The sequence below is a fragment of the Pseudomonas vranovensis genome (assembly GCF_040438935.1).
Classification (GTDB): domain Bacteria; phylum Pseudomonadota; class Gammaproteobacteria; order Pseudomonadales; family Pseudomonadaceae; genus Aquipseudomonas; species Aquipseudomonas vranovensis.
In genome coordinates, this window is record NZ_CP159259.1 from 3,325,671 (window position 1) to 3,350,563 (window position 24,893).

The window sequence follows — 24,893 nt, forward strand, 5'->3', positions numbered from 1 at the left end:
CCAATCATGAATCACACGCTCTCCAAGCCACTGACCCTGACGACCCTCGCCCTGCTCTGCTCGATTGGCGGGCTTTACCTTTACGACAGCCACCGCAAGCAAGCCGCCACCCAGGCCGCACTGGCGATCGGCGAAGCAGGTCCTGTCCCCGTGCAAGTGGCTGCAGTTCGCAGCGAGGTGCTGCCCGCCACACTCAATGCCATCGGTACAGTGGTTGCCGATCAGCAGGTGCTGGTCGCCGCCGAGGTAGCCGGGCGCATCACCCATATTCACTTCACCAGTGGCCAGACCATCGCCGCCGGCACACCGCTGGTGCAACTGAACGACGGCCCGCTGCGCAGCGACCTGGAGCGTCGCCGTATTGCACTGCGCCTCGCCGGAACGCACCTTGACCGCGCCCGGCGCCTGCACGGCCAGACCCTGTCCAGCGCCGAATACGAGCAGCACATTGCAGCCCATGACGAAGCCCGGGCACTGGTTGAACAATCGCAAGAAGAGATATCCCTGCGCCTGGTACGCGCGCCATTTGCCGGCGAGCTTGGCCTGCGGCGAATCAACCTGGGGCAGTACGTGGAAGCCGGCACGCCGATTGCCACACTGACCGACAATCGTGTCCTGCACATCGACTTCACCGTGCCCGAACGGCATCGTGCAGCGCTCAAGACAGGCCTGCACGTCCAGATCAAGAGCAACGATGAAAGCGACACCACGCTCCGCGGCCAGGTCTCTGCGATCGACCCGCAGGTGGACAAGGAAAACCACGCCATACGTGTGCGCGCCACCCTGCGCAATGACGCGCAAAACGCGTTGTGGCCGGGCAAATTTGCCCACGTGGCGCTTGAGCTCAGCCCCGGCCCCGCCGTTACCACCATCCCCACCGTGGCGTTGGAAACTTCGTTATCTGGCGAGCGTGTCTATGCCCTGCGCGAAACCGACGGCGCCCTGCGCGCGCACCTCATTCCCGTACGCACAGGCGCCCACTCCGACATCCGCACACAAGTGCTGGGCGACTCGCTCGAAGAAGGAGACCTGGTAGTGGTCGCCGGCCAGATCAACTTGCAGGACGGCGCACTGGTTGCACCACACCCACCTGAGGCTCTCACGCCTGGAGCCGAGGTTGTCGGGTCCCCTACCGGCCAAAAGGAATAGACCGACATGGCTTTCACCGACCTGTTCATTCGCCGACCAGTGCTGACGCTGGCGTTTGCCCTGCTGATCATTCTGGTGGGCATTCGCGCACTGATGGATTTGCCCTTGCGCCAGTATCCGAAGATCGAAAGCGCCGTGATCACCGTGACCACCGAATACCCCGGCGCACCAGCCGAACTGATGCAGGGCTTTGTGACCACCACGCTGGCTCAAGCGGTCGCCACCACCCAAGGTGTGGAATATCTGAGCTCATCCTCTGAACAGGGATTGAGCACAATCACCGCCTACCTGCACCTGAACGCCAACTCCGATGCAGCCCTGACCGAAGTACTGGCCAAGGTCAACGAGGTGCGATATCTGCTTCCGGAGGAAGCCTACGACCCTGTGGTGGTACGCCAGGCACCCGGAGCGATCGGTGTCATTTATGCCGGTTTCAGCCCTGGCGAAGGCGAACCCCTGACGGGCATCACCGACTACCTGATGCGTGTGGCCCGCCCCATGTTGACCACGGTCGAAGGCGTAGCCGCCGTCAACGTTCTGGGCGGGCAGAATCTGTCGATGCGCATCTGGCTCGACCCGCTGCGCATGGCTGCCCACGGCATTACCACCGCCGACGTCGACCGGGCCATCGAGCAGAACAACTACCAGGCCGCGCCCGGCCAGATCAAAGGCGCCCTGGTGGTTGCCAATGTGCGCATCGACACCCACCTCGATAGCGTCGAAGGCTTCAAGCGGCTGGTGGTGAAGAAGGGCGAGAACCTGGTTCGACTAGACGATATCGCCACTGTCGAGATCGGCACACAAAGCCGTGACCAGATCACCGGCATGAACGGCGAAGCAGCGGTCTACCTTGAGGTCATGGCCACGCCAGGGGGCAACCCACTGACCATCTCACGCCAGGCCAGGCAGGTGCTCGACACGCTGAACCTGCCCGCCGGGGTGAAAATGGCGATCCCTTACGATGTCACGGTGTTCATTGATGCGGCGATCGACAACGTGCTGGTCAAGTTCGTGATCGCCGGCCTTGAGGTCGTACTGGTGATCTTCCTGTTCCTGGGCTCCATGCGCGCAGTCGCCGTACCTGTACTGAGCATACCCCTGTCGCTGCTGGGCGCCGCCGCCATCATGCTGGCCCTGGGGTTCAGCCTCAACTTGCTCACGCTACTGGCCATGGTCCTGGCGATTGGCCTGGTGGTCGACGACGCGATTGTCGTGGTGGAGAACGTTCACAGGCGCATGGAAGAAGGTGAGTCCTCTTTCGAGGCGGCCAGGAACGGCGCTCGAGAAATCGCCTGCCCCGTCCTGACCATGGCAGCCACCCTGATCGCCGTGTATGCGCCACTGGGGTTGATCGGCGGCCTGACCGGCGCCCTATTCAGTGAATTCGCCTTTACCCTGGCGGCTGCCGTCGCGGTTTCGGCCGTCGTCGCCCTCACCGTCTCGCCGACGGTGGCCGCCAGAATGTTGCATCACGATTCGCCCGGCCGCTTTGCCCGCGCAGTCGAATCCACCACCAACCGGATGGTGAACGCCTACGACCGCGCGCTGGGGAAGGTACTCAAGGACGTTCGCCTGGCACTGGTGATTGGACTGGGCGCCATGGCGAGCCTGCCCGTGCTGTTCAATGGCCTGCAATCGGAGCTGGCGCCCGCCGAAGACCAGGGCGAGATCGTCGTCGACATGAAGGCGCCACAAGCAAGCAACCTGGAGTTTCTGGAGCAACAGGCCAAACGCGTCGAAGCGACGCTACTGTCGATTCCCGAAACCGGCACCGTCTACATGGTGGCAGGCACCGGCGCCTCGCTGAACAAGGGTTGGGCAGGCGTCATGCTCAAACCTTGGGAGGAGCGCGAGCGCTCGGCAGAGCACATCATGGCCGAGCTGCAGACCAGACTGGCCTCCGTGGAAGGCATCGCAGGGTCCGCCTTCCTGCCTGCCCCGTTACCCGGCTCGGTGGGCGGCTTTCCTGTGCAACTGGTGGTGACTTCCGCCTCAGAGCACGAACAGGTCTATGAAAACATGGAGAAGCTCAAGGCTGCCGCTCGCGACAGCGGACTGTTTGCTTTCATTGATTCCGACCTGACCTTTACCAATCCAACCGTACTGGTTCGCATCGACCGCTCCAAAGCCCACGACCTGGGCCTGGACATGAAGGAAATCGGTGACACCTTTGCTCGCCTGGTGGGCGAATCCTACGTCAACCGCTTTGGCGCCCAGGGTCGCTCCTACGACGTCATTCCACAGGCCCCGCGAGACCAGCGCCTGACGCCGGCGCTTCTCGAGAGCTACTACATCCGTACGGCAAGCGGCGGACAAGTGCCGCTCTCCACGGTGATCAGCCTGGAGCGCGGCGTCGAGGCCAACGCACTGACGCAGTTCAACCAGCTCAATAGCGCCACCCTGGTAGCGATCCCGGCTCCCGACGTCACCCTGGGCCAAGCCATTCTCTTCCTGCAGCAAGAAGCGGCAAAGCTGCCAGCAGACTACCAACATGATTTTCTTGGCGAATCACGCCAGTTCCTGCAGGAACAAGGCGGTTTTGCCATCACCTTTGCATTTGCGCTGGCGTTCATTTTCCTGGTGCTGGCGGCCCAGTTTGAAAGCGTTCGCGACCCTTTGCTGATCCTCACCACGGTACCGCTGGCGGCATGCGGCGCGTTGACCGCCATGTTCTTCGGCCTGGCCACGCTGAATATCTACACCCAGATCGGCCTGGTGACGCTGATTGGCCTGATTGCCAAACACGGGATTCTGATTGTGGAGTTCGCCAATGCCGCGCAACGCAACCAACACCTGGACAGGGTGCAAGCGGTGAGGGCCGCCGCTCGCACCCGTATCCGGCCCATTCTCATGACCACTGCCGCCATGATTGGCGGGCTGCTCCCCTTGTTGTTCGCAAGCGGCGCCGGCGCCGGTAGCCAGCGCTCGATCGCCGTAGTGCTGGTAGCCGGCTTGATGGTCGGCACGCTGTTCACGCTGTTCGTGCTGCCTGCGGTATACGCCCGCTTTGGCCGCCAATTGGCGAATCATCAACCCGAACCGTCCAAACAACCGTTGCACGTGGCGCCTGACCACACCTGAGCGCCGCGCTCAGGAATGCTCAGCGAAAAGGATATCCAATGAGAAGCCTTGAAAAGACCTCCCCCTTCACCGGCAGCAGGTTGCCGCAAACCCTGGGCCTGCCCTTCGCCCTGGCATTGCTGGGTGGCTGCTCGCTCACACCCGAGTATGCCGCTCCGGGCGAACCACAATACTGGGTCTTCAAAGAGGCGCCGAAAGGCTCCCAAGACCAGACCGGCGCCTGGAAACAGGCCCAGCCCGCTGAAGAGCAACTGCGCGGCCAGTGGTGGCGGGTGTTTGACGATCCGCGCCTCGACGCACTTGAAGAGCAAGCGGCACTGGCCAACCCGGGACTGCACGCAGCCGCGGCGCGCCTCAAGCAGGCACGGGCACTGCAACGCGACGCGCAAGCAGACCGCATGCCCCGCGTGGACGCCGCATTCGGCCCGTCGCGTCAACGCGAATCCCCCGCCTCCCTGGGCCTGCCCGACAGCGCACCGGCCAACACTTTTACGCTCTGGCGCGCAGAACTAGGGGTCAGTTATGAGGTTGATCTGGCAGGCCGGATCGACGCACAAGTGCAAGCAGCCACTGCCGAGCTCGAGAAAAGTGGTGCGCTGTATCGGACGGTGTTGCTGGCCTTGCAGGCCGACGTTGCAGAACACTACTTCCTGATACGCGAGTTGGACACACACTTGTACGTCTACCGGCGCACCCTGGCGCTGCGCGATGACACCTATCGCCTGATCAAACATCGTCACGACAACGGCGATGCCGGCGAGCTCGACCTGGTGCGCGCACGCAGCGAACTTGAAGCTGCTCGCGCCGAAGCGCTGGGGGTGGAACGCAATCGCGCCCTGGCAGAGCATGCCCTGGCAATCCTGCTTGGGGTCCCCCCGGCGAAGTTCAGCCTCGCACCCCAATTGCTGGTTGCCACAGACATCGCAATACCGCCTGGCCTGCCGTCCTCCCTGCTCGAACGCCGCCCCGACATTGCTGCGGCGGAACGGGCCATGGCTGCGGCCAATGCGCGGATCGGCATTGCCAAAGCTGCGTTCTTTCCAAAACTTGCGCTCACCGCCTCTGGCGGCTTCGAGTCCAGCGAACTGGGCAATGTGTTCGAGTGGTCGAGCCGCACCTTTCTCCTCGGTCCGCTGGCAGGTGCCGCCATGACTCTGCCCCTGTTCGACGGCGGACGTCGCCAGGCCAGCGTGAACTACTCACGCGCAGCATACGAAGCGGATGTGGCCGAGTATCGAGAAACAGTGCTCAAGGCGTTCGGAGAGGTTGAAGACAATCTTGCACTTTTGCGCATCATGACCGAACAGAGCCGCGCCCAGCAGATCGCCCTGGCCGCCTCGGAGCGCGCGGCGCAACTGTCGCACCTGCAGTATCGCGAAGGCTCACATACCCAGCTCGATACCATCGACGCGGACCGCACGATGCTCAGTCAGCAGTTGGCAACGGCGCGCCTCAATGGCGACAAGGCGCGCTCGACGGTGCGCCTGATCCGGGCATTGGGTGGCGGCTGGGACGACGCTCTGCAACAGCAGCAGCGCATCGTCAGCACCCATAGGGAGGAATGAATCAAGCCTCGCCCTGCAACGCTGGCAGCTGCACAGGGCTGCCAGCCTCGGCCCGGATCCAATCGATAAATGCCTGCACCTCGGGGCGCTGCATAGCCTCGGGACGGCTGACCACGTAATAGGCAAAGCGCGATGGCCAGGGCTTGTCCAGGGCCACGACCAACTTGCCCGAGTCGATGTCTTCCTGAACATGGGTATCCTGGACCAGGGCGATGCCCTGCCCGGCTGCTGCCGCCCGCAACAGCAAAAGGTCTTCTTCAAAACTCATCCCGCGCCGTCCTTCATCACCCACCTGCACGCCATGGGCTTGCAGCCAGAGCCCCCAGTCGGCGCGGTCACCATCCTGCAACAACGGGTAGTGCAGGCAATCGGCCGGCTCCAGAATCGTCGGCCCCTGGGCCAGCAACCCGGGGCTTGCGACCGGCAGTAACACCGGCGCCATCAGCCGGATAGATTCCAGCCCGGGATAATGGCCCAAGCCATGACGCAGGGCCACGTCAATTCTGTCGCGCTTGAAGTCGACCAACTTGGCCGACGCCTCTACCCGCACCTCGATCTGCGGATGCAGCTCGCTGAACCGACCGATTCTCGGCACCAGCCAAGCCGAGGCAAACGAAGGCACCGTGCTGATGGTGAGGGTCTTTTCGACCGCCAGGCTTTCCAGCGTCGAGAGTGACTTCTCAATCTGATCAAAGCCGCGCAACAGTCCGGGGTGAACGCGTGCGCCCGCTTCGGTGAGATGAACCCCATGGCGGCCGCGCACAAACAGCGCAACACCGATACGATCTTCGAGCAGTCGGATCTGCTGACTGACAGCCCCCGGCGTAACGCCGAGACTCTCAGCCGCCGCCTTCAGGCTGCCAAGGCGCCCGGTTTCGGTAAAGGCACGCAGTGCAAGCAACGGCAGAACCGCTCCCATGTGGTCATCCTCTATTTAGAAATTCTAATGCCTCAATGGAGAATTCATCGTTTCTCAATCAAGCCCAGCCTATCTAGGATAGCAATCAAGGCATTGCCTAGAAAGCAGCAGACCTAAGGTAGAAAACGATAAATGAAAGCCCCTGAATTGATCCTCTATACCGACAGCTCCCCCAATGGATTCAAGATCACCATCGCACTTGAAGAACTCGGCTTGCCGTACACCCTCAAGCATGTGCAGATTGACCGGGGCGAACATCGCCAGGCGGGGTTTCTGACCCTCAATCCCTATGGACGCATTCCAGTGCTGGTTGACGAAGGTGCCGGCATCACGCTGTTCGAGTCGGCAGCCATTCTGATGTACCTGGCTGAAAAAGCCGGCCGCCTGCTGCCCGGCGACAGCGCATCGCGTTGGTCGGCCATCACCTGGCTGATGTTTCATGCCTCGAGCATGGGCCCCCTGCTCGGTCAGCGCGTGCACTACGAGCTGTTCGAAACCCCGGCCATCGACACGGTCACCAAGCGCTTTCGCCGCCTGACCGAGGTCGCCTTCGCCACCCTGGACACGCGTCTTGAGCACAACGAGTGGCTGGCCGGCAGCGAATACAGCATCGCCGATATCGCCACCTTCGGCTGGATGCACATCGTGCGCATCGTCGCGTTCGACTTCAGCCATTACCGCCACCTGAGCGACTGGTACGAGCGCGTCAACCAGCGTCCTGCCGTGCAACGCGGCATTCGCCTGCCCCAGCCTGCAACGGGTCCCTGACAAATTCACCTGGAGGAGAACCGGCATGAACGACACCACGACACGCATCGCCCCCGTTCGCACACAGGGCGCGAGCGCACCCTGCTTTGCCAGTCATCCAGGCTACAACCGGATGTTCGCGCAAGACCAACTGACGCTAGGGATTTTTTTACCGCTGCGCTTCTATGAGGGCGACATGAGTGTTCTGGTCGGGCAGGCAGATCTGGTCGGCGAAATCGATCGGCTCGGCTTTGCGGCGACCTGGGTTCGGGACGTTCCCCTGTTCGATCCGTACTTTGGCGATGCTGGCCAGGTCTTCGACCCCTTTACCTACCTGGCCTACCTCGCCGCCAGGACCCGGCGAGTCGCCCTGGCAACCGGCAGCGCCATCTTCTCGCTGCGCCATCCGATCGACCTGGCCAAAGCGGCTTCCACCATCGATCAACTGTCGGGCGGACGCCTGGTCATGGGCATTGCCTCCGGCGACCGACCGGTGGAATTTCCGGCGTATGGCCTGGAGCACAGCGAACGCGGTGAACGCTTCGCCGCAGCGGTGGACTATTTCCGTCGACTGCTGCAAGGCACTGATAGCAGCATCGACTCATCCCTCGGGCACCTGAGCGGCGCGCAGTTGCTGCCCCGACCGGCCACCGGCAGCATTCCGCTGCTGGTCACCGGCTCGTCGCGCCAGTCGATGCAATGGCTGGGGGAGCAGGCCGATGGCTGGCTGACCTACCCGCATGCAACGCACACTGCCGCGGGCCCACGACAACTTGCAGAGAAAATCCGCGCCTGGCGCAGCCATATCCCCGACCTCGGTTTTCGCCCCCACGTCACCAACGAATGGATTGACCTGGACGACAACCCGGACTGCCCTCGTACCCCGCTACGCGGTGGCTATGTACTCAAGACCGGCCGCAAGGGCCTGATCGAACTGCTCGGCGAATGGCGTGATGCCGGGGTGAACCATGGGGCACTGGGCATCCACATGGCGCAACGACCGGCAGGGGAAATCATTCAGGAGCTGGGCGAAGAGGTCCTGCCTTTGTTTCCCTCCCACGAAGGACCGCAGCCTCTGGCGCAACACTGGTAATAGCGACTCGGCACTTTCTCCCCCCCACTGCGCGCATCGCGGTGGGCTTTTTTATTCACATACCCTGTCTTTGCCAGCCGCCTTGGCCCGGTACAAAGCCCGGTCGGCCCGGTTCAGCATTTGCGCCTGGTCTTCGTCATCCTGGCGCTGGACCACACCATAGCTCATAGTCAGTTGACGCTCACCGATACGCGGAGCCTGCGCCAATGCCTGGCGGATCGCCTGCGCCAGCGTGTGAGCATCGTCGATGGAGGCGTCGACCATCACCACCACAAACTCATCGCCACCCCAACGGGCCAGCAGATCCTTGGCACGCAGGCAGTTTCGAACCCGCTCCACCAGATCGACCAGGGCGCGGTCGCCACACGCATGACCGTACTGGTCATTGATCGGCTTGAAGTCGTCCACATCCATCGCGACCAGCGCCAACGGCTGACGAAAACGCCCCGCACGGCCACAAGCCTGCTGCAGCGTTTTTTCCAACAGGTAGCGATTGGCGACCAGGGTCAAGGCATCACGCTCGGCAAGATCACGATTTTCATCCAACTGGCGTTGCAACTGCTGATTGACCCAGGACAGTTCCCGCGTGCGATCAGCCACCATCGTTTCCAGTGAGTGGTTCTGTTGTTCCAGATGCGCCACCAGGCGCTTGCCGGCATCGATATCGCGATGCGCACCGAGCATCCGCGCCACCGAACCGTCAGGATTGCGTTCGATGATATGCCCACTGTCCTCGATCCACAGGTAACTGCCGTCGGCACATCGGCAGCGGTATTCCACCCGGTATTGTTCGGCACGCTGCGTGATGTAAGCCTCGAAGTGAGCCATTACCCGCGAGTAATCATCCGGATGGATGACGCTCTCCCAGGTGAACACCGAATTGTCCAGAGAATGACTGGCGTAGCCGAGCATCTTGTACCAGCCCGGGTTGCGATAGACGTAGCCGGTGTTGGCATTCCAATCCCAGATACCATCGCTGATGAGGTCCAGCAGAGTTTGCAGTTGCTCACGCTCGAACGCGATTGACGGAACCTTCGGTGCTGCCGGCTCTTGACTCATGGACTCTCCCCCTTGTCCCGGACGACGTCGTCCCTGCCTTGCCATAAACACGTAGATTCTAGAACGTACGTAGCCATTGGCCAGCGGAACCCGGGGCAGGTCGCGAAACCCGCTTCCAGCGCAAGATACCGAGGCAAGGCATGACCTTCGCAGGGCAGCGAAAAGTCTCGAATTCGTCGACAGGAAAAGGCGCGTGCGGCTGCGTGGCCAAGCGTTGAATGGTGTCCCAGGGCAGGTTCGAACTGCCAACCTTCCCCTTAGGAGGGGGATGCTCTATCCAATTGAGCTACTGAGACACTGAGGCCGGCAACAGACGTTGCTCGGCAGAGGACGGCGAGCATGTTAACTACCATGCAACCATTTGTCATGTCATCCGTGGGGCTTTTTGCCTACGGTTTGTGTCGGTATTCGTGCATTTTGCAACAAGGCGTCGAGCCATCATTGCAAAGCGCACGAAGACGCCGCCCAACAATGCATGCAACCAACTGTTTTTAAAAGAAAATATTGGAATTATCGGATGGCATGCGACGTGCATTTCTCGCTTCATAAAAACGATTTTTGTGGAGCACGCTCGATGAACCGCACCCTGCTTCTACTCAATGCCCTGGCACTGATCGCCGTCGTGGGCCTGGCTGTACAAGGGCAAAGCGTTGCAGCGCTCGAGCAGGCTCGGTCTGCACCCGCCATGCGGGCACAGGTGGCAGTATTCGACAGGGCCGCCGCGAACGTCGCTGAACAGCCGCGTGCGCTAGGCAACGTGGGGACTGGGCGCATCACCTTCTGACGCGCCCTCTCGCGCCAGCAGCCCCTGCTCTCGCAGCAGGTCAAGCAAGCGCCTGGCGGCATCCTCCAGCGAGGTGGAATTATCCAGCAAATGGATGGCGGGGTCATGCAATGACACTTGCTGGCTTCGGGCCAGGCGTCGCTCGATCTCCTCGAGGTTTTCACGCCCGCGGGCCAGCAAACGTTGGCGCAGCACACGGGGTTCGACCGTGACAAGTATCGCCAGCAGATTCGGGTAGCACTCCCGGGCCTTGGCCAAGTGCGCCCGCGACCCATTGACCAGTACCGCACGCCCGCCTGCCAACCAGGAGTCGATTACCACGGGCACCCCGTACGCCAGGTCATTGGCTCGCCAATGCAAGGCAAAGGCGCCTTCGGCACACAGCTGCTCGAAGCGCTCGGTTGAAACACCCACCGCCTTCTCCCCCTTTGCCTCAGCCGAACGGGTGATGACGCGCTGGGCAATTTCCACCTGGCTTTTGTCGAGTACTGCTCGCACCGCATCGATCAGCGAGTCCTTTCCGGCACCGGATGGCCCCATCAGATAGATCAAGCGGCCAGGGATCACTGTACGCGGGGCCGCGCTTGCGTCATGCTGCATAGCCACTATGCTCATTGGAAGGGAAACCTGCGCATTCTAGACGCTTTGCAGGTCCCCTGCGCCTGTGATGCGAAGGGATGGAGCGCGGGCCGACGGACTGGCACCGAACAAAATGAAAACTTTTCAAACCAGTACTCATTTCTGATAATTGGTACTGGCATAACGCCTTTATCCGGATCAAGATTTGTCACAGAATTGACGCCAAGGAACCGGCGACAATGAGGCATGATTCGCACCTCATTCACAATTCAGGTTGAACATTTTGTTGCCCTGATGGTCGTAGTGACATCGTGCGGCCAATTTCGAGAACCGCTTCCCCCTGAACTAAAACCGGTCAATTATATGCGCCCAATGAAACAGGCTATTTACTCAAGCCGCACCGCTGACAAATTCGTCGTCCGCCTGCCCGACGGAATGCGTGAGCGCATTGCCGAGGTAGCGCGCAACCACCACCGCAGCATGAACTCGGAAATCATCGCCCGCCTGGAGCAGAGCCTGATCCAGGAAGGAGCCCTGGGTGATGACTTGAGCATGCGCCTGGACAGCCCCGAGCTGTCACTGCACGAACGCGAGTTGCTGCAACGCTTCCGCCAACTTTCCCACCGCCAGCAGAATGCGCTGGTGGCCCTGATTGCCCACGACGTCGAAATGGCAGCTGACGCTTCCTGATACCGGTCACCGCAATTGAAAAAGCCAGCGAAAGCTGGCTTTTTTGTCGCTGCGATTTGAAGGCTGGCTAGAGCAGGAAGATGGTCGCCAAGCCCAGGAAGATAAAGAACCCGCCACTGTCGGTCATGGCGGTGATCATCACGCTGGCACCCATCGCCGGATCGCGCCCCAGGCGCGCCAGGGTCATTGGAATCAATACACCCATCAACGCGGCAAGCAGCAAGTTGAGGGTCATGGCCGCGGTCATCACCACACCCAGCGACCAACTGCCATACAGCAGGTACGCCACCACACCGATTACCCCACCCCACACCAGGCCGTTGATCAAGGCAACCGCGAGCTCTTTGCGCATCAGTCGCGATGTGTTGCCCGGGCTGACCTGGTCGAGCGCCATGGCGCGCACGATCATGGTGATGGTCTGGTTGCCGGAGTTACCGCCAATACCTGCAACGATCGGCATCAAGGCAGCCAGCGCCACCAGTTTCTCGATCGACCCCTCGAACAGGCCAATCACACGAGAGGCCACGAATGCCGTGATCAGGTTGATTGCCAACCACGCCCAACGGTTGCGCAGCGAGCGCCAGACCGAAGCGAAAATGTCTTCCTCTTCGCGCAGACCGGCCATGTTCAGGACTTCGGTCTCGCTTTCCTCACGAATCAGGTCGACCATTTCGTCGATGGTCAGACGGCCGATCAGGCGACCACCCTTGTCCACCACCGGAGCCGATACCAGGTCGTAACGCTCGAAGGCCTGTGCAGCGTCGTAGGCGTCTTCTTCGGGCTGGAACACCACCGGGTCGTCGGCCATGACGTCGGCAACTTTCTTTTCCGGATCGTTGACCAACAAACGCTTGATCGGCAGCACACCCTTGAGGATGCCGTCGTAATCGACCACGAACAGTTTGTCGGTATGCCCTGGCAACTCCTTGAGCCGACGCAGGTAGCGCAGGACCACTTCCAGGCTGACATCTTCGCGGATGGTGACCATCTCGAAGTCCATCAGCGCACCGACTTGCTCCTCGTCATAGCTCAACGCCGAGCGCACGCGCTCACGCTGCTGGGCATCAAGGGTTTCCATCAGCTCGTGGACAACGTCACGCGGCAGCTCAGGCGCAAGGTCGGCGAGTTCGTCGGCGTCCATTTCCTTGGCAGCCGCGAGCAACTCGTGATCGTCCATGTCGGCGATCAGCGTCTCACGAACCGAGTCGGATACTTCCAGGAGGATGTCACCGTCGCGCTCGGCCTTGACCAGCTGCCAGACGGTCAGACGATCATCCAGGGGCAAGGCTTCGAGAATGTAGGCGACGTCGGCAGAGTGCAGATCGTCGAGCTTGCGTTGCAACTCGACAAGGTTCTGGCGGTGAACGAGGTTTTCTACCAGGTCATGGTGATGACCTTCCTGACGATGGGTCAGGTCTTCGACCACGCGTTGACGCTGCAGCAGCTCGACCACCTGGGCAAGGCGATCCTGCAAGCTCTCTTGCGTCTTTTTTACTTCATTTTCAGTCATAGGCGAACTCCACTCCCAGCAGCGGAGCACGCCGGGAGATTCAATCAGTCAGATCTTGATTGGCAAAACTTGCTATTGAGTAACTACTGGGTAAGTCCATGGTGGTATTCCACAAGCCCCGGCGGGGCTGACGGGCGCAATCATACACCGCTTGAGCTGTCAGGGTGCTGAAAAAATCGTGGCTAGAACAATCGTTTGCGAGACATAGTCATGACACCCCATGCACGCATCAGTGCGACGGCGGCTGCACATAAAAAAACACATGGCGGGTATAAAAAGTTTAAACGCAGAAAAGCAAAAAGCCCGCCTTGGTAGGCGGGCTTTCTGTTGTATGGTGCACTCAGGAGGATTCGAACCTCCGACCGCTCGGTTCGTAGCCGAGTACTCTATCCAGCTGAGCTATGAGTGCAGGGTTGGCGCTTGATGGACCAGATCACCTCTGGTTGAAGCTGAAGCTGCTTTCTAGATGAAAACCGCTTCGTCGTATGGTGCACTCAGGAGGATTCGAACCTCCGACCGCTCGGTTCGTAGCCGAGTACTCTATCCAGCTGAGCTATGAGTGCAGGGTTGGCGCTTGATGGACCAGATCACCTCTGGTTGAAGCTGAAGCTGCTTTCTAGGTGAAAACTGCTTCGTCGTATGGTGCACTCAGGAGGATTCGAACCTCCGACCGCTCGGTTCGTAGCCGAGTACTCTATCCAGCTGAGCTATGAGTGCATTTGTTACCGCGCATTATAGACCGCTAAATCTTTTTGCCAACCACTTTTTCGTTTAATTTCAACTACTTAGCGATTCAAGGCTGATTACAGCGCTCTACATGAATAATGGCGGAGAAGGGGGGATTCGAACCCCCGATACCCTTGTGAGGTATACTCCCTTAGCAGGGGAGCGCCTTCGGCCACTCGGCCACCTCTCCGCAACACGGGGCGTATAATAACCAGACCCTTCCCCGTTTGCAAACTCTTTTTTGAAAAAAACTCGATAAAAATTAATGGGTTGGTTCTTCGTCCTTCTCTTTCTTGATCCGCAGGTAGATTTCCTCACGGTGGACGGCGACTTCCTTAGGGGCGTTTACACCGATTCGCACCTGGTTTCCTTTGACGCCGAGCACGGTCACGGTGATTTCGCCGTCGCCAATGATCAGGCTCTCGGCGCACCGACGAGTCAGAATCAACATACCTTTCTCCTCACGAAATTCAGTTCAGGGTCAACAGTCTGCAAAAAAAAGGGCTTCAGCCTGCAACCCGTGACGGCTACCGACCTATGCCTAAGTATTGTCTAGCGCGAGCGAAACGACAGATTTCTCACACCAGCCAGAAAAACGAAGGGCGCGGCTAAGCCGCGCCCTTGAGGCATTGCATTACTCACCCTGTCGGGCGGGGGCATCCAGTTCGAACGCGGTGTGCAGGGCACGCACAGCCAGTTCCAGGTACTTCTCTTCGATAACAACCGAAACCTTGATCTCGGAGGTAGAGATCATCTGGATGTTGATGCTCTCTTTGGCCAGGGATTCGAACATGCGGCTGGCAACACCGGCGTGGGAACGCATGCCGACCCCCACGATCGAGACCTTGGCGATGTTGGTATCGCCAACCACTTCACGGGCATTGAGCTCCAGCGCCGTGGTGTCCAGCACCTTGTGCGCCTTGTCGTAGTCATTGCGGTGTACGGTGAAGGTGAAGTCGGTGGTGTTATCGTGCGAAACGTTCTGCACGATCATGTCGACTTCGATGTTCGCGGCACTGATCGGGCCGAGGATCTTGAAAGCAACGCCCGGGGTATCCGGTACGCCACGGATGGTCAGCTTGGCTTCATCGCGATTGAAGGCGATGCCGGAAATGATCGGCTGTTCCATGGATTCCTCTTCATCAATAGTAATGAGGGTACCCGGACCCTCCTGGAAGCTGTGCAGCACGCGCAGCGGAACGTTGTACTTGCCGGCGAACTCGACGGCACGAATCTGCAGCACCTTGGAACCAAGGCTGGCCATTTCCAGCATTTCTTCAAAGGTAATCTTGTCCAGCCGCTGGGCCTGCGAGACCACACGCGGGTCGGTGGTGTAGACACCGTCGACATCGGTGTAGATCTGGCACTCATCAGCCTTGAGCGCAGCCGCCAGGGCCACACCTGTGGTGTCGGAGCCACCACGACCGAGGGTGGTGATGTTGCCGTGCTCGTCCACACCCTGGAAGCCTGCCACAACAACCACACGCCCAGCCTTGATGTCGGCACGGATCTTCTGGTCGTCGATCTGCAGGATGCGCGCCTTGTTGTGCGCGCTGTCGGTGAGGATACGCACCTGGTTACCGGTGTAGGACACCGCCGGAATGCCACGCTTGATCAACGCCATGGCCAGCAAGGCGATGGTGACCTGCTCGCCGGTGGAAACGATCACATCCAGTTCACGCGGAACCGGCTGATCGCTGATCTTCTTGGCCAGGTCGATAAGACGATTGGTTTCGCCGCTCATCGCCGACAGTACAACCACCAGGTCATCGCCGGCATCGCGGAATTTCTTGACCTTGTCGGCAACCTGTTCGATTCGTTCGACCGTGCCAACGGAAGTGCCGCCAAATTTCTGTACGATCAACGCCATTTCAAAGCCGCCTCAGCCCATGAAGGGCACCCAATAAACATTCAAACGACACCATGGCCCGCCACTAGACGACGGGCCAAGCGGTGTCTTAAACGCCCTGCTCCACGAATGGCACGGTCAGGGCCAGCGCGTTGTCCAGCGCAGCAGTGTCAACGCCACCGCCTTGCGCCATGTCCGGACGACCGCCACCCTTGCCGCCCACGGCAGCAGCAGCTTGCTTCATCAAATCACCGGCTTTGAGTTGGCCAGTCAGGTCTTTGGTCACACCGGCTACCAGCACGACCTTTTCCTCATGGACACTGCCGAGCAGGATCACTGCGCGGCCGAGTTTGTTCTTCAACTGATCGACCAGCGCCAGCAACGCCTTGCCGTCCTGGCCATCCAGGCGCGCGGCCAGGACCTTGACGCCCTTGACCTCGACAGCACTGTTGGAGAGATCGTCACCAGCAGCGCTGGCGGCCTTGGCCTGCAGTTGCTCCAGCTGTTTTTCCAGCTGACGGTTGCGCTCAAGCACAGCCGAAAGCTTGTCGATCAGGTTGTCGCGACTGCCCTTGACCAGTTGCGCCGCTTCCTTGAGCTGATCTTCAGCAGCGTTCAGGTAAGCCAGTGCCGCCGCCCCGGTGACCGCTTCGATACGGCGCACACCGGAGGCCACGCCACCTTCGCTGATGATCTTGAGCAGGCCGATATCGCCGGTACGCTTGGCGTGGATACCACCGCACAGCTCGACGGAGAAATCGCCGCCCATGCTCAGCACCCGAACGTTGTCGCCGTACTTCTCGCCGAACAGCGCCATGGCGCCCTTCTGCTTGGCGGTCTCGATGTCGGTCTCTTCGGTTTGCACCTCGGAGTTCTTACGCACTTCACGGTTGACGATGTCTTCCAGTGCCTTAAGCTGCTCTGGCTTGACCGCCTCGAAGTGACTGAAGTCGAAACGCAGGCGCTGGCTATCCACCAGCGAGCCTTTCTGTTGCACGTGATCGCCCAGCACCTGGCGCAGTGCAGCATGCAGCAAGTGAGTCGCCGAGTGGTTCAAGGAGGTGGCGTGCTGAACATCGGCATCGACCTTGGCCTGAACCTTGGCGCCGACCACCAGCGAACCACTGGCCACGATGCCGTGATGCAGGAACGCGCCGCCGGTCTTGGTGGTGTCGCGCACATCGAAGCGCACGCCGCCCGCCTGCAGGTAGCCAGTATCGCCGACCTGGCCACCCGACTCGGCGTAGAACGGCGTACGGTCGAGAATGACCACACCTTCCTCGCCTTCACCCAGTTGCTCGACAACCTTGCCATCCTTATAGATAGCAACGATGCTGGCTTCGCCTTCTGTGGTGGTGTAGCCAGTGAACTCAGTGGCCACATCAACCTTGACGAGGGTGTTGTAGTCCAGGCCGAAGGCGCTGGCAGAACGCGCACGCTCACGCTGCGCTTCCATCTCGCGCTCGAAACCTTCTTCATCGATGGTCAGCTCGCGTTCGCGGGCGATGTCGGCGGTCAGGTCCATCGGGAAGCCGTAGGTGTCATAGAGCTTGAACACCACGTCACCCGGAACCACGCTGCCCTTGAGCTCGGCGAGGTCCTGTTCGAGGATCTTCAGGCCCTGCTCCAGGGTCTTGGCGAACTGCTCTTCTTCAGCCTTGAGAACGCGCTCGATGTTGGCCTGCTGCTGCTTGAGTTCCGGGAAGGCTTCACCCATCTCGGCAGCCAGTGCGGCCACGATCTTGTAGAAGAAGCTGCCGGTGGCACCCAGCTTGTTGCCATGACGGCAGGCGCGGCGAATGATGCGGCGCAGCACGTAGCCGCGGCCTTCGTTGGAAGGCAGTACACCGTCGGCGATCAGGAAGCCGCACGAACGGATGTGGTCAGATACCACTTTGAGCGACGACTGATCTTCGTTCTTGCAGCCGATGGCCACGGCAGAAGCGTCGAGCAGGCTGCGGAACAGGTCGATTTCATAGTTCGAGTGCACGTGCTGCATGACCGCACTGATGCGTTCAAGGCCCATGCCGGTATCCACCGAGGGCGCTGGCAGTGGGTGCAGCACGCCATCGGCAGTACGGTTGAACTGCATGAAAACGTTGTTCCAGATCTCGATGTAACGGTCACCGTCTTCTTCCGGCGAGCCGGGTGGGCCGCCCCAGATGTCCGGGCCGTGGTCATAGAAGATCTCGGTGCACGGGCCGCACGGACCGGTATCACCCATGGTCCAGAAGTTGTCGGAGGCGTAAGGGGCACCCTTGTTGTCGCCGATGCGCACCATGCGCTCTTCGGGAACGCCGATTTCCTTGGTCCAGATGTCGTATGCCTCATCGTCGCTGGCATAGACGGTCACCCAGAGCTTTTCTTCCGGCAGGCCCAGGACTTTGGTCAGGAAGGTCCAGGCGTAGGTGATGGCGTCCTTCTTGAAATAATCACCGAAGCTGAAGTTGCCCAGCATTTCAAAGAAGGTGTGGTGACGGGCGGTATAGCCGACGTTTTCCAGGTCGCTGTTCTTGCCACCGGCACGCACGCACTTCTGGCTGCTGGTTGCGCGGGTGTAGGCACGCTTTTCCTGGCCAAGGAAGCAGTCCTTGAACTGGTTCATCCCCGCGTTGGTGAACAGCAGGGTCGGGTCGTTGCCCGGAATCAAGGAGCTGGAGGCAACTCGGGTGTGTCCCTGCTCTTCGAAGAAGCGAAGGAAGGCTTCACGGATTTCTGCGCTTTTCATAGGTTCTTCCACGGAAACGGCGGCCTTAAGGCAAATGCTTGCGTCAAATTGACGAAACGACGGCAAAGGGCCGCATTATATCGGGCCTTCGGCTTGGGTGCAGTGTGTTTATGCTATAGAAACCGTCAATTGGACGCTCTGCAACGACCCGGGCAGACAAAAGTGATGGAAACCCCCTTCGCTGCACACGGCCGCAATACCAAGACCTGGCTGATTCTGCTGATACGGTATTACTGCGGTCACCAATTGCAATTGGCAAGGCCTGCCGGATGAAATGTCATTCATCGGCAAAAAAACCGTTAGCAGCCTATACGTTAGCCTGAGAGTTGTGCTAATAATTCCCCGCCGCCGGCGACCGGTGGCAACGTTCTCAGGGCGGGGTGCAATTCCCCACCGGCGGTAATTGCGCCCATTGCGCATAGCCCGCGAGCGCTTGCAGGCCACCCTGCAAGGTCAGCAGACCCGGTGTGATTCCGGGGCCGACGGTCATAGTCCGGATAAAGAGAGAACGGGATAGGCACGTCTGCGCCTGTCGTTGCGCAGCTGCGCGACGGAATCCCCTTCGATCCAGATGCCCTGTTTCTCATACAAACAGGAGTCCGTTTCAATGCAACCTACCGCAATCGATAGCAAGAACCCATCCCACGAGCGCATCGCGTTTATCCAGGCCTGCTGGCACAAGGATATTGTCGACCAGGCGCGCAAGGCTTTTGTCGAGGAAATGGGAAAACAAGGCTATCAAGCGAGCGATATCGACTTTTTTGAAGTCGGTGGCGCATTCGAAATCCCGCTTCATGCCAAGCTGTTGGCGCGTACCGGCCGCTATGCCGGTATTGTTGCAGCAGGCCTGGTGGTCGATGGCGGCCTGTACCGCCACGAGTTCGTCGCCCAGTCCGTGATCAGCGGCCTGATGCAAGTGCAGCTGGAAACCGAAGTACCGGTATTCTCGGCAGTACTGACCCCGCACCACTTCCATGCCGGTGACGAACACCAGAACTTCTATTTCGAGCATTTCCTGGTCAAGGGTGCCGAGGCGGCGAAGACCTGTGCCGATACACTGCAGAAGCTGCGTGCCCTGCGCCGCATCGACGCGCCACAGAAAATGGCTGGCTGAATGCAGCAGCGGGCTTGCCCCGCGATGCGATGTAACACGTAGATCGCTATCGCGGGGCAAGCCCGCCCCTGCAGGTCAGGCGAGTTGGTCGGGCGAGGTGGGCACGATCAGAATGCCGGCCCGCAGCCCATTCCTGACCTTTGGGTTGGGAAAGATGATACGGGCCCCCTCCTCTTCGACGATCCAGCGCGATTCGGCCAGGTCTTCGGCCAGCAGATAGCCCTTGGACAACTCCGAGAAGTTTTCGATATCTGCCGGCAAGTGCAGGCGGAAGCTGTCGCTGTGCTTGATGATCTCACGGGCCACGCTGAACAGCTGCAAACCATCCAGCGCATCGGCCTCTTCTGGCTCATTGCCTTCGATGATCTGCTTGAGACGGGTCTCCAGCCGATCAAGATTGACCTGCTCGTTCTGCCCGAAGGGGCGCGCCTTGCCCAACTCCAGGGTAAAGGCCTCGGCATCCAGCTGCTCGTAGGTAAAGGCAGTGAAGGTAATCGACGCCTTGCTCTGCAGCAGCACGGCCTCCATGCCCGCCGCACGCAACCGCGCCAGTTCGCGACGCGAATGCTGGCGACCTTCCTTGAACGGATACAGTGCGAACTGTTCGATCTTCGAGCCACGAATGGCGGTGTGCAGGTCGTAGTGCAGGCGCGTACGCCCCGGCACGCTGAAGAAGGTCTTGGCAAACTGCTCCAGCTGTCCCGCCCGCAAGGCTTCACTGCCGCTGGACAACTCGTGCCGGCCATTGAACAGGCGATTGACGTCCTGCTCGATATACCGCTCTCCCTTGCGAATCGCTTCAGGGTTGCCGAACAGGAACAGGATACGGGCGCGCGGCTTGATTTCAGCCCGGGCAATGCCATGCAACAGCTCGTCGAGCAGTTCGATCGGTGCAGTTTCATTGCCATGGATGCCGGCCGATAACAGCAAGTCCATACCATTGTCCCGCGCCTCGGCCGGGCGCACTTCAAGTGCGCCTTCGCCGAGCCAGCGCATACGCACGCCTTCGACAGTCAGCTGGGTCTTCTCTGCCGGTTCACGACCGGCCAGGGTCAGGTCGAGCAGTTTGCCGAGGGCGAGCATGGGCTATTCCTTAGTGATGGTGGCCGCAATCGGGACCATGAACGTGATCATCATCGTCGCCGGCGTCGGCCGGTTCCATTTCCAGCTGCAGGCTGACCAGGTTGGTGGCCAGCGGACGCAGCAGCAGGTTGGCGTACTCGGCGTCGTCTTCTTCGACATCGACGCCAATCAGCAGCTGACCACGGCCATCCTGCTGAATCCATACCTCCTTGCCTTGCCAGACCACCGCAAAGCGGGTGCAGGAAGTTTCCAGCTGGGTACCATCGTCATCTTCAAGGATCAGCTGCAGGGCGTCGGACATAGTCGAATTCTCTCTCAAGGTTGGAGTTGGAACGGATAGACCGAACCCAGTTTGAGGATCTGGGTCAGTTCATCCAGTGCCGTACGACATTCAATCAACAACTGCGGATCGGCCAGATCGGTTTCGCTCAGGCGATCGCGGTAGTGCTTGTCGACCCACTGGGTCAAGGTGTCGTACAGCGGCGCCGTCATGATAACCCCTGGATTGACCGCCGCCAGTTCCGTTTCATTGAGTGCCACGCGCAAACGCAGGCACGCCGGGCCGCCACCGTTCTGCATGCTCTGCTTGAGGTCGAACACCTTGACCTCGGCAACCGGGCCACCCGAAGCCGTCAGGGCCGACAGATACGCCCAGACCCGCTCGTTGTTGCGGCATTCTTCCGGCACGATCAGTAACATCGAACCATCGGCACGGGTCAGCAACTGGCTGTTGAACAAGTAGGATCGCACTGCATCTTCTACCGTGACAGCCGAGCGCGGCACACAGATCGCCTTGAAGTTGCCACCCCGTTTAGCCAGTTTAGCCTGCAGTTGGCCAAGCATCGCTTCGGTCTCGAGGAAGGCATCCTCGTGATAGAACAGTACTTCGCCGTTCCCCACAGCGATCACATCGTTGTGGAACACGCCGTGATCGATCACGGCCGGATTCTGCTGGCCGAACACCACACCTTCCTCGCTCAGGCCGTGCAGGCGGGCAACCGCTTGCGAGGCTTCAAGGGTCTGGCGTGCCGGGTATTTTTGGGGCGCCGGAACCCGGCTGTCGAATGCACTACGGCCATAGACAAAGAACTCCACCCCCGCCTCGCCGTAACTACGGCAGAAACGTGTGTGGTTGGCCGCCCCCTCATCACCGAACTGCGCCACCGCCGGCAAGGCGGCATGGTGGGCGAAGTGCCTGCTGTCGGCGAACATCGCCCCCAGCACACGGCTGGTAGTCGGGTGCTCGATGCTGCGGTGATACTTGCAGTTGAGGTTGGCCGCGGTGAAATGCACGCGGCCATCAGCCGTGTCGGCACTTGGGCTGACCGTAGCAGCGTTGGCCACCCACATGCTCGACGCCGAGCAACTGGCGACCAGCAACGGCATGGCTTCTTTGGCCGCACGCTGGATCACTTCGGCATCGCTACCGGAAAAGCCCAGGCGACGCAGCGCAGCGACATCCGGACGCTCCTGCGGAGCCAGCACGCCCTGCTGAAAGTCCATTTCCATCAGCGCTTTCATTTTTGCCAGGCCCTGGCGCGCCGCTTCACGCGGGTTGGACGCCTGCTGGCTGTTGCTTTGCGAAGCAACGTTGCCGTAGGACAGCCCGCCGTAGTTATGCGTCGGTCCCACCAGACCATCAAAATTCATTTCAAACGATTTCATCGGCAAGGCTCCGTAGACCTTTTGTTATAGGGAGACGCCCGGCGTCAATGTGGCAGGCAGGGTCAGGCTGGCGGTCTCCAGCGAGGCTACCGGGTAGGCGCAGTAATCGGCTGCGTAGTAGGCACTGGCGCGGTGGTTGCCACTGGCCCCCACACCGCCGAATGGCGCACTGCTGGCGGCACCGGTCAGCTGCTTGTTCCAGTTGACGATGCCGGCGCGGCTGTTGAGCCAGAAATACTGGTAGCGCGCACGGGAGTCGGACAACAGGCCGGCAGCCAGGCCGTACTGGGTGTTGTTGGCCTCGGCAATGGCTGCGTCGAAATCGCTGTAGCGGATCACCTGCAGCAGCGGGCCGAAGAACTCTTCGTCGGGGCGGCCGGCAACGGCCGTGACATCGACGATGCCCGGCGTGAGCAAGGCTGCCGACGCTTGTGGCTGGGTCATTTCCAGCAGCGATACACCACCACCCGCCAGCAATTGCACCTGGGCATCGAGCAGCGCCTTGGCCGCCTCCAGGGAGATCACCGAGCCCATGAAAGGCGCTGGCTGCTGGTCAAAAGCACCAACACTGATGTTCTTGCAGACTTCGACCAGACGCTTGAGCAGCGCATCGCCCCAGGGGCCTTGCGGTACCAGCAGGCGACGGGCGCAGGTGCAGCGCTGGCCGGCAGAAATGAATGCAGACTGGATGATGGTGTAGACCGCCGCGTCGAGGTCTTTTACCTCGTCGACCACCAACGGGTTGTTGCCCCCCATTTCCAGGGCCAGGATCTTGTCCGGGCGCCCGGCGAACTGCTGGTGCAACAGGTTGCCGGTGCGGCTGGAGCCAGTGAAGAACAAACCGTCGATACCCGGGTTGGCGGCCAGGGCCACGCCGGTTTCACGGGCACCCTGGACCAGGTTCAACACGCCCGCCGGCAAGCCGGCTTCGATCCAGCACTTGACCGTCAGCTCGGCTACTTTGGGGGTCAGCTCGCTGGGCTTGAACACCACGGTGTTGCCGGCCAGCAGCGCCGGAACAATGTGCCCGTTAGGCAAATGCCCCGGGAAGTTGTACGGGCCGAAAACGGCGACAACACCGTGTGGCTTGTGGCGCAGCACCGCGGTGGCATCCGCCAGCGGGCCACTCTTCTCGCCCGTGCGCTCACGGTAGCTCTGCACCGAAATCGCTACTTTGTTGATCATGCTGGTGACTTCGGTCGCCGACTCCCACAAAGGCTTGCCGGTTTCCTCACCAATGCAGCGGGCGAGTTCGTCGGCCCTGGCCTTGAGGGCAGCGGCGAACGCCTCCAGCACACTGATGCGCGCCTCCAACGACTGCAGCGCCCACGCCGGGAACGCCTGACGCGAAGCCTTTACGGCGTCATCAACGTGCTCGGCGGTAGCACCGCGACCTTCCCAGACAATCTCCTGGGTAACCGGGTTCAGCGACTGCAAGGCCTCGCCCTGCCCTGCCTGCCAAGTGCCAGCGATGTAGTGAGTCGTCATTATTTGGCCTCCCGGGCAGCAGACAGCGGCACGGCACGCACCTGGTCGCCGGCGCTCAGGCGCAGGCGTTTGGCGGTCAGCGGATCGACCACCAGGGTACCGGCCGCCAGACGCGCAGGTGCCGCGGTGATACGGCAGTCCTCACGCTTGCGGTTGTGAATGATGAAAGGCGTTGCGTCGTCGCCCGGCGTACCCACCGCCAGTACCAGCGCCTGGCTGTCGTGTACCGCGCGGATCTTGCTGGTCTCGCATTCCACGGCAGGGCCCGCATCAAAGATATCGACGTATCCCTGGTAGCTGAATCCTTCGCTCTTGAGCATCGCCAGTGCAGGTTCGGTGTCGATATGCACGCGGCCGATCACGTTACGTGCTGCCTCGGAGAGGAAGCATGTGTACAGCGGGAACTTGGGCATCAACTCAGCGATGAACGCCTTGTTGCCGACGCCGGTGAGGTAATCGGCCTGGCTGAATTCCATCTTGAAGAAATGCCGGCCCAGGCTTTCCCAGAACGGCGAACGGCCCTGCTCATCCGACATGCCGCGCATCTCGGCGATGATCTTGTTGCCGAACAGCTCCGGGAACTCGGCAATGAACAGCATCCGCGCCTTGGCCAACAGACGGCCGTTGAGGCCACTGCGGTGATCGGCACGCAGGAACAGCGAGCACAGTTCGGAATTACCGGTAAGGTCATTGGCCAGGAACAGGGTAGGAATTTCGCGGTAGATGTTCAGCTCTTGCGAAGCGCTGACGGTCAGGCCTACCCGGTAGTTGTACCAGGGCTCACGCAGGCCGACGGCACCGGCGATGGCGGAAATACCGACCACCACACCTTCGTCGTTTTCCAGTACGAACAGGTAGTCGGCATCGCCACGTTCGGCTTCGCCACGGAAGGTCTTCTCGGCCCAGCCGACCCGGTGTGCCAGGCGCTCTTCATTGGCCGGCAAGGTGGTCAGGCCGGTGCCGGTGCTGCGCGCCAGCTCGATCAGCGCAGGTAAATCACTGCTGCGTACGGGACGAACGATCATGCTATCTCCTCGGGCGGCGGCCTGTGGCCTGCCGCGAAA

At 60.6% G+C, this 24,893-nt stretch carries 20 protein-coding genes, 5 tRNA genes and 1 riboswitch; of the genes, 8 read left to right on the plus strand and 17 right to left on the minus strand.

All coding sequences use genetic code 11. The features are described from left to right. The first annotated feature begins 6 nt into the window (after window positions 1-6). The 3 genes from ABVN19_RS15490 to ABVN19_RS15500 are packed head-to-tail and all read left to right on the plus strand — an operon-like array spanning window position 7 to window position 5,795. Entirely contained in the window at window positions 7-1,149 is a 1,143-nt protein-coding gene (locus ABVN19_RS15490) for an efflux RND transporter periplasmic adaptor subunit (protein ID WP_158259224.1), read from the plus strand. A gap of 6 nt (window positions 1,150-1,155) precedes the next feature. Then, a complete protein-coding gene (locus ABVN19_RS15495; RefSeq protein ID WP_353632759.1) occupies window positions 1,156-4,230 on the plus strand; it encodes an efflux RND transporter permease subunit in 3,075 nt (1,024 codons plus the stop codon). A gap of 38 nt (window positions 4,231-4,268) precedes the next feature. After that, window positions 4,269-5,795, plus strand: coding sequence for an efflux transporter outer membrane subunit (locus tag ABVN19_RS15500; RefSeq protein ID WP_105641604.1), 1,527 nt, complete (start codon window positions 4,269-4,271; stop codon window positions 5,793-5,795). 1 nt (window position 5,796) lies between these two features. Here ABVN19_RS15500 and ABVN19_RS15505 read toward each other — a convergent pair whose 3' ends face one another. Continuing rightward, on the minus strand, window positions 5,797-6,714 hold the full coding sequence (locus tag ABVN19_RS15505; protein WP_028945530.1) for a LysR substrate-binding domain-containing protein: 918 nt from the start codon (window positions 6,712-6,714) through the stop codon (window positions 5,797-5,799). Between the two features lie 132 nt (window positions 6,715-6,846). Here ABVN19_RS15505 and ABVN19_RS15510 point away from each other — a divergent pair, with 132 nt between their 5' ends. Then, a complete protein-coding gene (locus ABVN19_RS15510; RefSeq protein WP_028945531.1) occupies window positions 6,847-7,482 on the plus strand; it encodes a glutathione S-transferase family protein in 636 nt (211 codons plus the stop codon). 25 nt (window positions 7,483-7,507) lie between these two features. Then, window positions 7,508-8,554: an LLM class oxidoreductase gene (locus ABVN19_RS15515; protein WP_051270691.1), complete on the plus strand. Its 1,047-nt coding sequence runs from the start codon at window positions 7,508-7,510 to the stop codon at window positions 8,552-8,554. A gap of 51 nt (window positions 8,555-8,605) precedes the next feature. On the opposite strand, the gene ABVN19_RS15520 is transcribed toward ABVN19_RS15515, so the two are convergent. Both ABVN19_RS15520 and ABVN19_RS15525 read right to left on the minus strand, forming a co-directional pair. Next, the gene (locus tag ABVN19_RS15520; RefSeq protein ID WP_105641605.1) at window positions 8,606-9,613 is read right to left on the minus strand and encodes a diguanylate cyclase; all 1,008 of its coding nucleotides are present in this window, start codon (window positions 9,611-9,613) and stop codon (window positions 8,606-8,608) included. Between the two features lie 219 nt (window positions 9,614-9,832). After that, window positions 9,833-9,909, minus strand: a tRNA-Arg gene (locus tag ABVN19_RS15525). A gap of 278 nt (window positions 9,910-10,187) precedes the next feature. Here ABVN19_RS15525 and ABVN19_RS15530 point away from each other — a divergent pair. Next, window positions 10,188-10,397, plus strand: coding sequence for a hypothetical protein (locus ABVN19_RS15530; RefSeq protein ID WP_105641606.1), 210 nt, complete (start codon window positions 10,188-10,190; stop codon window positions 10,395-10,397). Here ABVN19_RS15530 and phnN read toward each other — a convergent pair. Next, the gene (gene phnN, locus ABVN19_RS15535; protein WP_051270629.1) at window positions 10,362-10,997 is read right to left on the minus strand and encodes a phosphonate metabolism protein/1,5-bisphosphokinase (PRPP-forming) PhnN; all 636 of its coding nucleotides are present in this window, start codon (window positions 10,995-10,997) and stop codon (window positions 10,362-10,364) included. The two genes, ABVN19_RS15530 and phnN, sit on opposite strands and share 36 nt — an antisense overlap. A gap of 342 nt (window positions 10,998-11,339) precedes the next feature. Here phnN and ABVN19_RS15540 point away from each other — a divergent pair, with 342 nt between their 5' ends. Further along, on the plus strand, window positions 11,340-11,666 hold the full coding sequence (locus ABVN19_RS15540; protein WP_015271261.1) for an Arc family DNA-binding protein: 327 nt from the start codon (window positions 11,340-11,342) through the stop codon (window positions 11,664-11,666). A 67-nt stretch (window positions 11,667-11,733) separates the two neighbouring features. On the opposite strand, the gene mgtE is transcribed toward ABVN19_RS15540, so the two are convergent. From mgtE to alaS, 8 genes are all read right to left on the minus strand, one after another. After that, a complete protein-coding gene (gene mgtE, locus ABVN19_RS15545) occupies window positions 11,734-13,176 on the minus strand; it encodes a magnesium transporter (RefSeq protein WP_028944975.1) in 1,443 nt (480 codons plus the stop codon). 332 nt (window positions 13,177-13,508) lie between these two features. After that, window positions 13,509-13,585 (minus strand) — tRNA-Arg (locus ABVN19_RS15550). Window positions 13,586-13,662: 77 nt separating this feature from the next. Beyond that, a tRNA-Arg gene (locus ABVN19_RS15555) sits at window positions 13,663-13,739 on the minus strand. A 77-nt stretch (window positions 13,740-13,816) separates the two neighbouring features. Then, a tRNA-Arg gene (locus tag ABVN19_RS15560) sits at window positions 13,817-13,893 on the minus strand. 108 nt (window positions 13,894-14,001) lie between these two features. After that, window positions 14,002-14,092 (minus strand) — tRNA-Ser (locus ABVN19_RS15565). Window positions 14,093-14,164: 72 nt separating this feature from the next. Beyond that, on the minus strand, window positions 14,165-14,353 hold the full coding sequence (gene csrA / locus ABVN19_RS15570) for a carbon storage regulator CsrA (RefSeq protein WP_010226667.1): 189 nt from the start codon (window positions 14,351-14,353) through the stop codon (window positions 14,165-14,167). Between the two features lie 183 nt (window positions 14,354-14,536). Further along, window positions 14,537-15,772 (minus strand): aspartate kinase, encoded by a 1,236-nt coding sequence (locus tag ABVN19_RS15575; RefSeq protein WP_028944685.1) that lies wholly within the window; start codon window positions 15,770-15,772, stop codon window positions 14,537-14,539. A gap of 88 nt (window positions 15,773-15,860) precedes the next feature. After that, the gene (gene alaS / locus ABVN19_RS15580) at window positions 15,861-18,479 is read right to left on the minus strand and encodes an alanine--tRNA ligase (RefSeq protein ID WP_105641607.1); all 2,619 of its coding nucleotides are present in this window, start codon (window positions 18,477-18,479) and stop codon (window positions 15,861-15,863) included. 362 nt (window positions 18,480-18,841) lie between these two features. Continuing rightward, a riboswitch (FMN riboswitch) is annotated at window positions 18,842-18,993 on the plus strand. A 93-nt stretch (window positions 18,994-19,086) separates the two neighbouring features. Here alaS and ABVN19_RS15585 point away from each other — a divergent pair. Beyond that, window positions 19,087-19,593, plus strand: a complete 507-nt coding sequence (locus ABVN19_RS15585; protein ID WP_028944687.1) for a 6,7-dimethyl-8-ribityllumazine synthase — start codon at window positions 19,087-19,089, stop codon at window positions 19,591-19,593. Window positions 19,594-19,668: 75 nt separating this feature from the next. On the opposite strand, the gene astE is transcribed toward ABVN19_RS15585, so the two are convergent. Genes astE through astA form a run of 5 tightly spaced genes read right to left on the minus strand, consistent with a single transcriptional unit; the run spans window position 19,669 to window position 24,854 of the window. Then, window positions 19,669-20,676 carry a succinylglutamate desuccinylase gene (gene astE / locus ABVN19_RS15590; protein WP_028944688.1) on the minus strand — a complete coding sequence of 336 codons (1,008 nt, stop codon included), beginning with the start codon at window positions 20,674-20,676 and terminating at the stop codon, window positions 19,669-19,671. Window positions 20,677-20,686: 10 nt separating this feature from the next. Next, entirely contained in the window at window positions 20,687-20,977 is a 291-nt protein-coding gene (locus ABVN19_RS15595) for a topoisomerase II (protein WP_028944689.1), read from the minus strand. A gap of 14 nt (window positions 20,978-20,991) precedes the next feature. Further along, the gene (astB, locus tag ABVN19_RS15600; RefSeq protein WP_105641608.1) at window positions 20,992-22,341 is read right to left on the minus strand and encodes an N-succinylarginine dihydrolase; all 1,350 of its coding nucleotides are present in this window, start codon (window positions 22,339-22,341) and stop codon (window positions 20,992-20,994) included. A 24-nt stretch (window positions 22,342-22,365) separates the two neighbouring features. Then, window positions 22,366-23,832, minus strand: coding sequence for a succinylglutamate-semialdehyde dehydrogenase (gene astD, locus ABVN19_RS15605; RefSeq protein WP_167332126.1), 1,467 nt, complete (start codon window positions 23,830-23,832; stop codon window positions 22,366-22,368). Next, a complete protein-coding gene (gene astA, locus ABVN19_RS15610) occupies window positions 23,829-24,854 on the minus strand; it encodes an arginine N-succinyltransferase (RefSeq protein WP_028944692.1) in 1,026 nt (341 codons plus the stop codon). Before astA ends, astD begins: the two co-directional genes overlap by 4 nt. Between the last annotated feature and the right edge of the window lie 39 nt (window positions 24,855-24,893).

Bases quoted from the DNA above. Each gene is read 5' to 3' on its own strand.
- ABVN19_RS15490 (WP_158259224.1), top strand. From the start codon at position 7: ATGAATCACACGCTCTCCAAGCCACTGACCCTGACGACCCTCGCCCTG.
- ABVN19_RS15495 (WP_353632759.1), top strand. From the start codon at position 1,156: ATGGCTTTCACCGACCTGTTCATTCGCCGACCAGTGCTGACGCTGGCG.
- ABVN19_RS15500 (WP_105641604.1), top strand. From the start codon at position 4,269: ATGAGAAGCCTTGAAAAGACCTCCCCCTTCACCGGCAGCAGGTTGCCG.
- ABVN19_RS15505 (WP_028945530.1), bottom strand. From the start codon at position 6,714: ATGGGAGCGGTTCTGCCGTTGCTTGCACTGCGTGCCTTTACCGAAACC.
- ABVN19_RS15510 (WP_028945531.1), top strand. From the start codon at position 6,847: ATGAAAGCCCCTGAATTGATCCTCTATACCGACAGCTCCCCCAATGGA.
- ABVN19_RS15515 (WP_051270691.1), top strand. From the start codon at position 7,508: ATGAACGACACCACGACACGCATCGCCCCCGTTCGCACACAGGGCGCG.
- ABVN19_RS15520 (WP_105641605.1), bottom strand. From the start codon at position 9,613: ATGAGTCAAGAGCCGGCAGCACCGAAGGTTCCGTCAATCGCGTTCGAG.
- ABVN19_RS15530 (WP_105641606.1), top strand. From the start codon at position 10,188: ATGAACCGCACCCTGCTTCTACTCAATGCCCTGGCACTGATCGCCGTC.
- phnN (WP_051270629.1), bottom strand. From the start codon at position 10,997: ATGCAGCATGACGCAAGCGCGGCCCCGCGTACAGTGATCCCTGGCCGC.
- ABVN19_RS15540 (WP_015271261.1), top strand. From the start codon at position 11,340: ATGCGCCCAATGAAACAGGCTATTTACTCAAGCCGCACCGCTGACAAA.
- mgtE (WP_028944975.1), bottom strand. From the start codon at position 13,176: ATGACTGAAAATGAAGTAAAAAAGACGCAAGAGAGCTTGCAGGATCGC.
- csrA (WP_010226667.1), bottom strand. From the start codon at position 14,353: ATGTTGATTCTGACTCGTCGGTGCGCCGAGAGCCTGATCATTGGCGAC.
- ABVN19_RS15575 (WP_028944685.1), bottom strand. From the start codon at position 15,772: ATGGCGTTGATCGTACAGAAATTTGGCGGCACTTCCGTTGGCACGGTC.
- alaS (WP_105641607.1), bottom strand. From the start codon at position 18,479: ATGAAAAGCGCAGAAATCCGTGAAGCCTTCCTTCGCTTCTTCGAAGAG.
- ABVN19_RS15585 (WP_028944687.1), top strand. From the start codon at position 19,087: ATGCAACCTACCGCAATCGATAGCAAGAACCCATCCCACGAGCGCATC.
- astE (WP_028944688.1), bottom strand. From the start codon at position 20,676: ATGCTCGCCCTCGGCAAACTGCTCGACCTGACCCTGGCCGGTCGTGAA.
- ABVN19_RS15595 (WP_028944689.1), bottom strand. From the start codon at position 20,977: ATGTCCGACGCCCTGCAGCTGATCCTTGAAGATGACGATGGTACCCAG.
- astB (WP_105641608.1), bottom strand. From the start codon at position 22,341: ATGAAATCGTTTGAAATGAATTTTGATGGTCTGGTGGGACCGACGCAT.
- astA (WP_028944692.1), bottom strand. From the start codon at position 24,854: ATGATCGTTCGTCCCGTACGCAGCAGTGATTTACCTGCGCTGATCGAG.